Annotated in this window: 1 protein-coding gene; it reads right to left on the bottom strand. The window is 70.8% G+C overall.

The features are described 5' to 3' along the window. On the bottom strand, nt 1–390 hold a 390-nt coding region (locus tag FLP08_RS17270; RefSeq protein ID WP_238388522.1), incomplete at both ends, for a PfkB family carbohydrate kinase.

The following is a 390-nucleotide window of genomic DNA, read 5'->3' as shown; positions in this document are numbered from 1 at the left end:
CGCCGCCTGGATCAGCACCTGGTGGTTCTGTAGCGCGCCCTTGCCGTAGTCGGACAGCACCAGCACCTTGACCTTGGCCAGCAGCGACTCGACGTCCACGGCCAGGGCCGCCGCGTCGGTGCGGAACGGTTCCTCGAAGTCGACCCGCAGCAGTTGCTGGTGGCGACTCATGACCCGCAGCTTGACGATGGTCGGCTGGCTATCGATGCGCTGGAAGCGCGCGTCCACTCCAGCGGCCTTGAGGCTGTTGGCCAGGCTGTCGGCGGCCTCGTCGCGGCCGGTGACGCCGACCAGCAAGGCCTGCGCGCCCAGCGCGGCGATGTTCAGCGCGACGTTGGCGGCGCCGCCGGGGCGGTCCTCGTGCTGTTCGACGCGGACCACCGGCACCGG

Source organism: Christiangramia aestuarii (genome assembly GCF_009735585.1).
GTDB lineage: Bacteria > Bacteroidota > Bacteroidia > Flavobacteriales > Flavobacteriaceae > Christiangramia > Christiangramia aestuarii.
Note: the sequence above shows the minus strand (reverse complement) of the source record. Positions and strands in the feature narration are given on the sequence as shown.